Raw genomic sequence first — 8,255 nt, forward strand, 5'->3', positions numbered from 1 at the left:
GACATCTACGGATCGGTGTGCATGCTTTCCAAAAAGCAGGACGCGGCGTTCGGCCTGCTTCGGCTCGCGCTGAACGCGCCGCGCTTCGACCAGGGGCCGATCGATCGCGTCCGCGCCGAGATTGTCTCCCGCATCGTCGGCAGCGAGCGAGACCCTAACGCCATCGCTCAGCGCAAATGGCTGCGCGCGATCTATGGCGCGCATCCTTGTTCAAGGCCGGGAGAAGGCACAAAAGAGAGCCTCCCCGGCATCACGCCGTCCGACCTCCGCGCCTTCCACCAGGCCATTTTCGCTCGCGACGGGCTCCATATTGCCGTGGTGGGTGACATTGACGCGAACACGTTGAGGGAAAGGCTTGACCAGCTGTTTGGTGATTTGCCTGAGCAACAAACCCTCGTCCCCGTCTACGATGTCGCGCCGAAACTCGGTCAACTGGTGGAGGAGAACTACGACCTGCCGCAGACTTCGCTGACGTTGGCCTGGCCTGGCGTGAAGCCTAGCGCGCCGGATTTCTACGCGGCCGTGCTGCTGAACGACATCCTTGGCGGCTCATACTTGACTTCCCGCCTTTACGAGGAGGTACGTCAAAAACGCGGCCTTGCCTATCACGTCAGCTCTGAACTAACCCTTGACTCGCTTCTGGTTACGACAGAGACACGCTCGGACTGCGCTGCCCAAACACTGAGCATCGTGCGAGATGTGGTAAAGCAGATGGCGCAGCAAGGACCGACCGGGGCCGAGCTCAAGGCGGCGAAGAAGCACCTGATCGGCGCCTATGCCATCGACCAACTGGGCTCGACCCGCTCGATTGCAGACCGGCTCCTGGATTTGCAGATTCACAAGGCCGACGTCGACTACAACCAGCGTCGCGCCCGCAGCATCGGTCGGGTGACGCTCAAACAGGTCAAGGCGGCGGCCAAAAAGCTGCTTTCGGCCGAGCCCGCCATTTTGGTGGTCGGCCCGCCGCTGGGCGGCAAGGATGAGTAAAGAAACTCATCTCACCTTCCTTCTTCATCGGGGCTTCTCGTGGGAAGAGCGAATGTGGAGGCCCGTGGGCCAAGCAGATCATGCAGACGCGCGGAGTCGTTTTCGCCGACCTTGCGCGGCATTGGCGGTCCGGCGGCCTCTCGCCGAAATGGCGCTCCTCAGCATGTATGCCGCCTTTTTGCAGAATTCAGTCGCACGCCACCAGCAGGCATGGTGGATGAAGCAAACATCCGACTGCTTAATCCATCAATTGATGAACCGCGGGCACTCAAACTAACGAAACTGCTGTCTTTTCATCGGGCTAGCGTGGTCTACCAGCTGCTTTGCCGAGGCCCTACGACGAACCCACTGGTGCAGAATACACACTGACGGCCTGTCGACCTGGATGTTCGCTGCGTTGAGGAGGAATCCGGTATTGCCCCTGTGCCTGCCGATGATCCGCCGTCTGAAATCCCCGCACCTGTTTGGAGCCATCGACCGCCTGCCGGCACTCGGCAGACCAGTTGGCAATAAGACGTTCGAGGTCGTCAATCCGTCGACCGGCGAAGTTTTGGCAGAGCTTCCCGATATGGGCGTGGAGGAGACACGTGCTGCGGTAGACAAGGCCTATGTTGCGCAGTCGGGATGGGCCGCGTTGACGGCCCGAGAACGTAGCGACGTTCTTTGGCGATGGCATCAGCTGATCATCGACCATGCAGGCGATCTCGCCGCGATTCTGACTGCGGAAATGGGCAAGCCGCTTGCCGAAGCCATTTCAGAGGTATCGCATGCGGCGGCGTATCTGCAATGGTATGCCGAGGAGGCCAATCGCGTCTATGGCGAGACGATCTCGGCACCCTCGACAGACCGCCGAATGCTAGTGATCAAGCAGCCCATCGGCGTTGTTGGCACGATCACGCCATGGAATTTCCCGGCCTCCATGGTGGCGCGCAAAATCTCGCCGGCCTTGGCTGCGGGCTGCACAATCGTGCTCAAGCCCGCTGAACAGACGCCGCTCGTGGCTGGCGCAATGTTCGCCCTCGCCCATCAGGCCGGCTTTCCCGATGGCGTGGTCAACCTGATCTATGCGTCCGAAGGTGATCGCGTGGGCCGTGAACTCTGCACCAATTCCAAGATTCGAAAGATCAGCTTCACCGGTTCGACCGAGGTCGGACGGCTGCTGATGCGTCAGTGCTCTGACCAGATCAAGAAGGTCAGCCTTGAACTCGGCGGCAATGCACCTTTCATCATCTTCGATGATGCCGACATTGACGGTGCTGTTGACGGTGCGGTCCAGGCGAAGTTCCGCAATGCCGGCCAGACCTGCGTTTCCGCGAACCGCATTTACGTCCAATCGAGCGTTCACGATGAGTTCGTCAAGAAATTCGTGGAAAGAATCCGGCACTTGTCGGTTGGCGACGGATTCGATGCCGGAGTGGACATCGGACCGCTCATCGACAAGCATGCTCTGGCCAAGATCGAGTCTCACATCGCAGATGCCATTGCGAAAGGCGGCACAATACGATGCGGGGGCCAGCGTATCGGCAAGAATGGCACGTTTTTCGAACCCACGGTCCTCACCGAGATTTCCAGCGTCATGGCAGTCGCGCAAGAGGAGACATTCGGGCCGCTCGCGCCGATCATTCGCTTCAACGATGCGGATCAGGTCGTGCGCGAGGCCAATGACACGATCTACGGCCTCGCCGCATACTTCTATGCCTCAAACCTGAAGCGGGTCTGGCGTGTGGCAGAGGCTCTGGAATATGGCATGGTTGGCATCAACACGGGACGCATGTCCTCGGAGGCGGCACCGTTTGGCGGGATCAAACAATCCGGCATCGGGCGGGAGGGTTCCCGTCATGGCCTCGAGGACTATCTGGAAATGAAATATCTTTGCATGGGCGGGATTTGAAACCTGCTGCACTGTCTCTCCGCCCCACCGGGGGGCGGCCTGCGGTCAATGCCGCCACCTAATTGGAAGTTCCAAACGCCGTTGACCTGAAACACGGATGCCCGGCAGGAGACTGAGCTCGCTGCCGGGCCGGACATGCCTTGGGAGGGCATAAGTCAGCGCTCCTAGGGCCGATGGGCCACTCAGTTCGTGCGCCTTTTGCCGATTGCGTTGCATGGGCCGTGCCAAGCCAAAAAGCATTGATAAACCGCCGATGGATCAGCTTTTGCCCTGTTGCGCATTCTACATTGTGGGATATGCGACAATGCCCAAGCGGTTGAATCGTCGTGTTGCAGACCCCCAGACGGGTCATGACTGCTATTCTTAGGACAGTGCGCAGCAAGCCGCTACTCGCTGCACTCCAGGCACATCATTTCCATAATCAAGCGGTGGGTGCTATGTCTGACCGAGCTGTCGACCAGGGAACGGTGTGAGGCCTCAAATCCCTCCATATTGTTGCACCCGCCGGTCCAACAGGACTGCAGGTCCGGACTCAAAGGATCTTGGCTGCTATGGCGACATTGCGGTGCACGCCGCTTTCCGACCAATGATGTGCATCCAGGTCGAGGCCGGCCCTAATGAACCACCCTCGCCCATCTCATTTCGGCATCGACAAGCTAGACCAGAGCGCACTTGCAAGGCGCCATGCAGTCCTGTCGGCGGGCGAACTGTTGGTGACGGGTACAGCTGCGAGCGAACGTTCATCCACCGACGCACAGCGCGGACTGTCGCTTTTCAAATTAGGAAATCTCTGTAGCCACCATTCATGAGCGCGCGGCCACGCGAGACGGCCCGACGGATGCGGTCGCGCAGATGATCGCCAGGATCCGCCCAGTCGGCATGGACGCGCCGTTGACCGATGAGAACTTCGGCGAGCTCGCGATGAGGTGCTCCGGCGAGCGAACCGTCGAGCGCACGAAGAACGAAGGACAAACGGACGCCGCGCTTTTCCGGCGCAAACAAGCGGGGGGGCAACTGTTGCCCTAGACTGAGAGCATTGAGGCACTCCAGTCCCCTCAGTCGATGCTTTAAAAGCACCGCGGGCCAGATGGCTTGCGTATGCAGGCAAACAGGGTGGAGGATATTCGCGCCCGAGACGGCGAGCTGCAGCGCGTGGTCCGCATTGCGAAGAAGAACATGCTGGCTCTTGTCGGGCGCCAGCAGGACGGTTGCACGACAGGGCAATGCCGAGAGTTCGAACGGCGGTGTCGGCGACGAGGCAGGCAACCGTTCCGCAATGACCGGCAGCACATGGACGCACCAGAGCGGACACCAGAATACGACCGAAGCGCGGCCACAAGACTCCGCGAAACAGAACACCCCAGCGTGACAGGTCGCCGGCCGACGCGACCATATCGAGAAAGGATTGGAGAGACCAAGTCTTGCAATGCTGGCGCGCAGCGGTCAGATCGCGCTGGAACGCTGGATTGCGGCGTAAGAACTCCCAAGCCCACTCCCGCAGCGTCAGGCCAGCGGTGTAGTCGTATGATCTTTCATCCCGCCAATCGGCCTGATCCGCGCCAGTCAGGAGATTCATGACTGACATCCCCTGCCCGCGCCTGCGTGCGTCGAAACATTATGCCACTTCGCAAAGCATCGGCGAAGGCAGCAGACGTCGAAGACCCCGTTTCGTTGAAGCGTCAGCCATCGCCACTGTCGGCGACAGAAGATGTGCCCAAATTGCCACCAGACCGTCGAACGGGCACAGCGACGGCCAGCGCGACCTGGAATTGATTCCGTAACGGTCATCGGCTCCTGCGTCGCGATCCAGACGTCCCTTGAAGGCGCAGTAGCGCGGCAGTGGATCGCACGCTGCTTGTCGGCAAGTTGTCGTAGCGGCGGCGCCATAGGCACGGTCATCGGAGGGTCTCCTGCGGCAAGTTTTCGCCATTGGAGGCCAATCTCCCTGCTAGGGCAGCCTGTGCAGTTGCACAGGTGAAGCGGATCAATCAGGGGGAGCCATGGCGGAAACTGGATGATGACGGCTTGAGGAGAGCGGCGTATCGAGGCGGGTGATGAAGCCTGCCAGTACCTCTCAAGGAGAGTGATACGCCATGAACGAGACTATCAACACATTGTTCGCCTTCGTCAGCCCGACGAAATCGATGATACCCTGACGGATGTACTTCGCAGCGGCGCGCGCAAATTGCTTGCGCATGCGATCGAGATGGAGGCCGAGGCGTATGCCAAGGCGGTCGACTGCCTGACGAAAGATCAGAATGCGTCGCTGGCGCTCTACGATTTCCCCGCCGAACACTGGGATCATCTGCGAACGTCCAATCCCATCGAAAGCGTCTTTGCAACCGTTCGCTATCGCACGGTTCGTACCAAGGGCTCGCTATCCTCGAAAACCGCCCAGCTGATGGTCTTCAAGCTGTTGGCCGCGGCCAGGAAGTGGCGACGATTGAAAGGACAAAATCAGTTGCCGAAACTCATCGCAGGTGCCAGGTTCCTGGACGGAATCCAGGTCATCGAAACGAAGCCGCAGAGCGCCGCTTGATCAGCCTCGTCGCCCAAATTCCAGCATAGCTCCATCGGAACTGCCAGCCTTCCTTGCCGATCAGGCGCATATCAGCGCTGACGATACCGAGGACGGCGATGGCGATCACCTCCAGGCCGCCGAGTAACGACCCTCAAAACACCGCACTGGTCGAGGCCAGCCTGAACCGGTATCTTGTGCCTGCCCTCGGGAGTCGCTCTATCCACCATGTGAGCGACACCGACATTGCTAATATCACCAAGAAGATCGTCGCCGGGGGTCACCCGCAAAGGGCTAACACGGCCTTCTGGTATATGCGGGCATTTTCAACTGGTATCGCAAACCGCCGCAACGGCTCATCGCGGTTTCCCGCGAGGGATTGGAAAATTAGGTATCCGGCCCCGATCGTCAAGCGCAAGCGAGTGGTGAACGATGCCGAACTGGCGGCTATATGGACGGGCTGTGAGCCCGAACCGGGCGATATCGGCTATTCGTTCGGCTCCATCGTCAAGCTGCTCATGCTGACCGGACAGAGGCGTACGGAAATTGCCGCGATGCGTTGGTCTGAACTCAACCTTGAAGCCGGAACATGAGAACTATCGGGTGACCGCACGAAGAACGAAGAGCCTACGCTTATTCCGCTGTCCACACTGGCGGTGTCGGTCCCCCAGTCGGCACCGAAGACCAATGACACGTTTGTTTTCCCTGCCAGGGGCAACAAAAAAAGCCACTTCTCAGGCTACGCGAAGGGCAAGAAGGCTCGAGACGGCAAGGTCAATGTTGACGGGGTGGCTTTGGAGAACGGGACCCTTCACGATCTGCGCAGGACGCTCGCGACAAATCTCGGCAGGCGGCAGGTATTGCCACACGTCATCGAGCACATAGTGAACACAAGGCGTCGTCCCTGAGACATTGGCGAAATCTACAATCTCTTTAGCAACGTCAAGGAGAAGCGCGAGGTGTTGCAGATGTGGTCAAATCACATCGAATGGCTGATCAAGCAGGCGGCGGAAATGGACCCTCTGGCGGCGTAGCTACTGGCTTGGGCGGAAGATGCGGCGCAACAATCGTCAGAGCCTCATCGAATTGGAGATCATGCTTGACCAGCAAATGCGCGGCCAATGCTTCGATGGCCGACCAGTGATCGAGTACTAGCCGGGCCGTGCGATCTTCGATCCGCTTCCAACCGGGGCGGCGCGGCATCAGGAACCGCAACTCACCATAGATTCGCTTGGCCTCCGCGTAGTCGCTGCTCCCCTCATTTGCGTCGGACGCATTCATCGCCATATCGAACGGGTCCAGATAGCCTTCGAATGCGGATTCGGCAAAAGGACCTGCCAGATACGCAACTATCTGCCGGATCGCACGATCGCGTTCCAAATATCGATCCATATCGTCCTCGAAAATCGGCTTTCGCTTCGAGGTGAATCCTTGCGCTGAATAAAAAGCCTTGCTCATGACAACACCAAGGTAATCTCCGTCACCGGGGTCGGGGTAAATACTAACACTTGAGAAAGCAGGGAATTCACGGTCGTCGTCGAACATCTGACGCTTCAAAACGATGCCGGCCACCGCGTGCCCGGCTTCGTGGTGCGCCACAAGCGGGAGAGGTTCGAAGGCTACATTCATGCGGTGCGGCTCTCAGGTCTAGTTTCCATCCAAGCCCTGATATCGGATTCAAGCCATGCGACTCGGCCGGGGGAGATGCGACGCCGCCTAGGCAACAGGCCTGCCTTCAGAGCCGCGCGGTCGCGCTCGAACTGCGTTCCACCGAAGTGCTTCAGGGTCTTTGCCGACTGGCCGGCGGCCCAGGCAAGTGCCCGCTCGCCTTCTACATCTTCAAGCCAGAGATAGGGATCGTCGTCAGGAGCATCCAGCGTTGGACGGACATCAAATGCGTTCATGTCCGGACAGCCTTCAGAAAGAAGGGATAGAGGCTTCCGTCGGCTCGGGTCTCCGCGGTGTTGGCGGCGGCGACCGCTTGTTCGAAAGGCGTGATCATTGATGAGTTCTTCCAGTCGGTGCGGCATCGCAGTGCTTTTGCGCATAGGACCGCAACCGTCGTGCCAACTGGGAAAATCGTTTCGGAACAATGCGATCGCTCTGGAAGCGTTGTGTCTCCTGTCTGACATTGTTGGGAAGTCGACACGCGCCCGTCGCAATGCGGTCGACCTTCCGCGCGAGTTGGGTGACCCGTGAAGGCGGCCGACCAGGACGATGGTGCGCTGATCGGCGACGAAGGCGCCGCCGGGCGAGATCGCGCATCAGGGGTTCGTTGACCGGCGTGTCGGCGAAGTCGAAGTCGTCGATGTCCTTGGCCAGCGGCAACTTGGCGACGGCGAGCTGGTATTTGATGGAGCGGGCCTGCTTCTCCGATATCTCGGCCTGCAAGAGATCACCGACAATCCTGGGCGGCTCGTGCTGTCGCTTGATGGCGACGCCCATGATCTCGTCATAGGCGCTGCGCATTCCGTAGAGCTTCAGCGCTCCCATCAGTTCCAGTACCTCGGTGCGTTCCATGGCTGTTTGTCCTCCTGAGACTGTCTTAGCGAGCGCAGTCGGCGACCGGCTCGTGAGCTAGCTTCAGGGCCTGGGGAATGGAAAGGATCGTGCCCGGCGCCGGATCGCGGCTGCGGGCCAGGATGTTGAGGATCACCGGCGCCGACGATGCGCCGTGCTCGATGGCTTCCTGACAGGCGGCCTCGACCGCGCTCAATCCGTCGGTCAGGACGCAGGTGAGGATCGACACCATCTGCCGGTCGCCGTCATCGGCCGCCCCTAGCTTGCGGCGCACCTTCTCCATGGCTGATGGCAGAACCCATTCCCGGAAAGGCGCGCCGTTGCGCAGGCCGTCCGGTT

The 8,255-nt window shown here is 59.8% G+C and carries 6 protein-coding genes and 3 pseudogenes; 4 read left to right on the forward strand and 5 right to left on the reverse strand.

The genetic code is table 11. The features are described from left to right. Positions 1–261: 261 nt before the first annotated feature. Positions 262–987 (forward strand): annotated as a pseudogene (locus EOB36_RS35950) (pitrilysin family protein); the annotation flags it as partial. 415 nt (positions 988–1,402) lie between these two features. Further along, entirely contained in the window at positions 1,403–2,878 is a 1,476-nt protein-coding gene (locus EOB36_RS08590; protein ID WP_095486045.1) for an NAD-dependent succinate-semialdehyde dehydrogenase, read from the forward strand. Between the two features lie 774 nt (positions 2,879–3,652). Here EOB36_RS08590 and EOB36_RS08595 read toward each other — a convergent pair. Then, on the reverse strand, positions 3,653–4,168 hold the full coding sequence (locus tag EOB36_RS08595; protein ID WP_245467685.1) for a DUF2285 domain-containing protein: 516 nt from the start codon (positions 4,166–4,168) through the stop codon (positions 3,653–3,655). A 793-nt stretch (positions 4,169–4,961) separates the two neighbouring features. On the opposite strand from EOB36_RS08595, the gene EOB36_RS08600 reads away from it, so the two are divergent. Together EOB36_RS08600 and EOB36_RS08605 are read left to right on the forward strand one after the other, a co-directional pair. After that, on the forward strand, positions 4,962–5,417 hold the full coding sequence (locus EOB36_RS08600; protein WP_281015810.1) for a transposase: 456 nt from the start codon (positions 4,962–4,964) through the stop codon (positions 5,415–5,417). Between the two features lie 98 nt (positions 5,418–5,515). Next, positions 5,516–5,989, forward strand: coding sequence for a hypothetical protein (locus tag EOB36_RS08605; RefSeq protein WP_128284662.1), 474 nt, complete (start codon positions 5,516–5,518; stop codon positions 5,987–5,989). A gap of 403 nt (positions 5,990–6,392) precedes the next feature. Here EOB36_RS08605 and EOB36_RS08610 read toward each other — a convergent pair whose 3' ends face one another. From EOB36_RS08610 to EOB36_RS08625, 4 genes and pseudogenes are all read right to left on the reverse strand, one after another. Next, the gene (locus EOB36_RS08610) at positions 6,393–7,025 is read right to left on the reverse strand and encodes a hypothetical protein (RefSeq protein WP_128284663.1); all 633 of its coding nucleotides are present in this window, start codon (positions 7,023–7,025) and stop codon (positions 6,393–6,395) included. Continuing rightward, a complete protein-coding gene (locus EOB36_RS34985; RefSeq protein ID WP_245467690.1) occupies positions 7,022–7,120 on the reverse strand; it encodes an AlpA family phage regulatory protein in 99 nt (32 codons plus the stop codon). Before EOB36_RS34985 ends, EOB36_RS08610 begins: the two co-directional genes overlap by 4 nt. Before the next feature lie 480 nt (positions 7,121–7,600). Continuing rightward, a pseudogene (locus tag EOB36_RS08620) lies at positions 7,601–7,916 on the reverse strand (ATP-binding protein); the annotation flags it as partial. A 25-nt stretch (positions 7,917–7,941) separates the two neighbouring features. Then, a pseudogene (locus EOB36_RS08625) lies at positions 7,942–8,255 on the reverse strand (IS21 family transposase); the annotation flags it as partial.

The sequence above is a fragment of the Mesorhizobium sp. M6A.T.Cr.TU.017.01.1.1 genome, assembly GCF_004023115.1.
Classification (GTDB): Bacteria; Pseudomonadota; Alphaproteobacteria; order Rhizobiales; family Rhizobiaceae; genus Mesorhizobium; species Mesorhizobium mediterraneum.

Coding starts and splice junctions, on each gene's coding strand:
- EOB36_RS08605 (WP_128284662.1), top strand. CDS start 5,516: ATGGCGATCACCTCCAGGCCGCCGAGTAACGACCCTCAAAACACCGCA.
- EOB36_RS08610 (WP_128284663.1), bottom strand. CDS start 7,025: ATGAATGTAGCCTTCGAACCTCTCCCGCTTGTGGCGCACCACGAAGCC.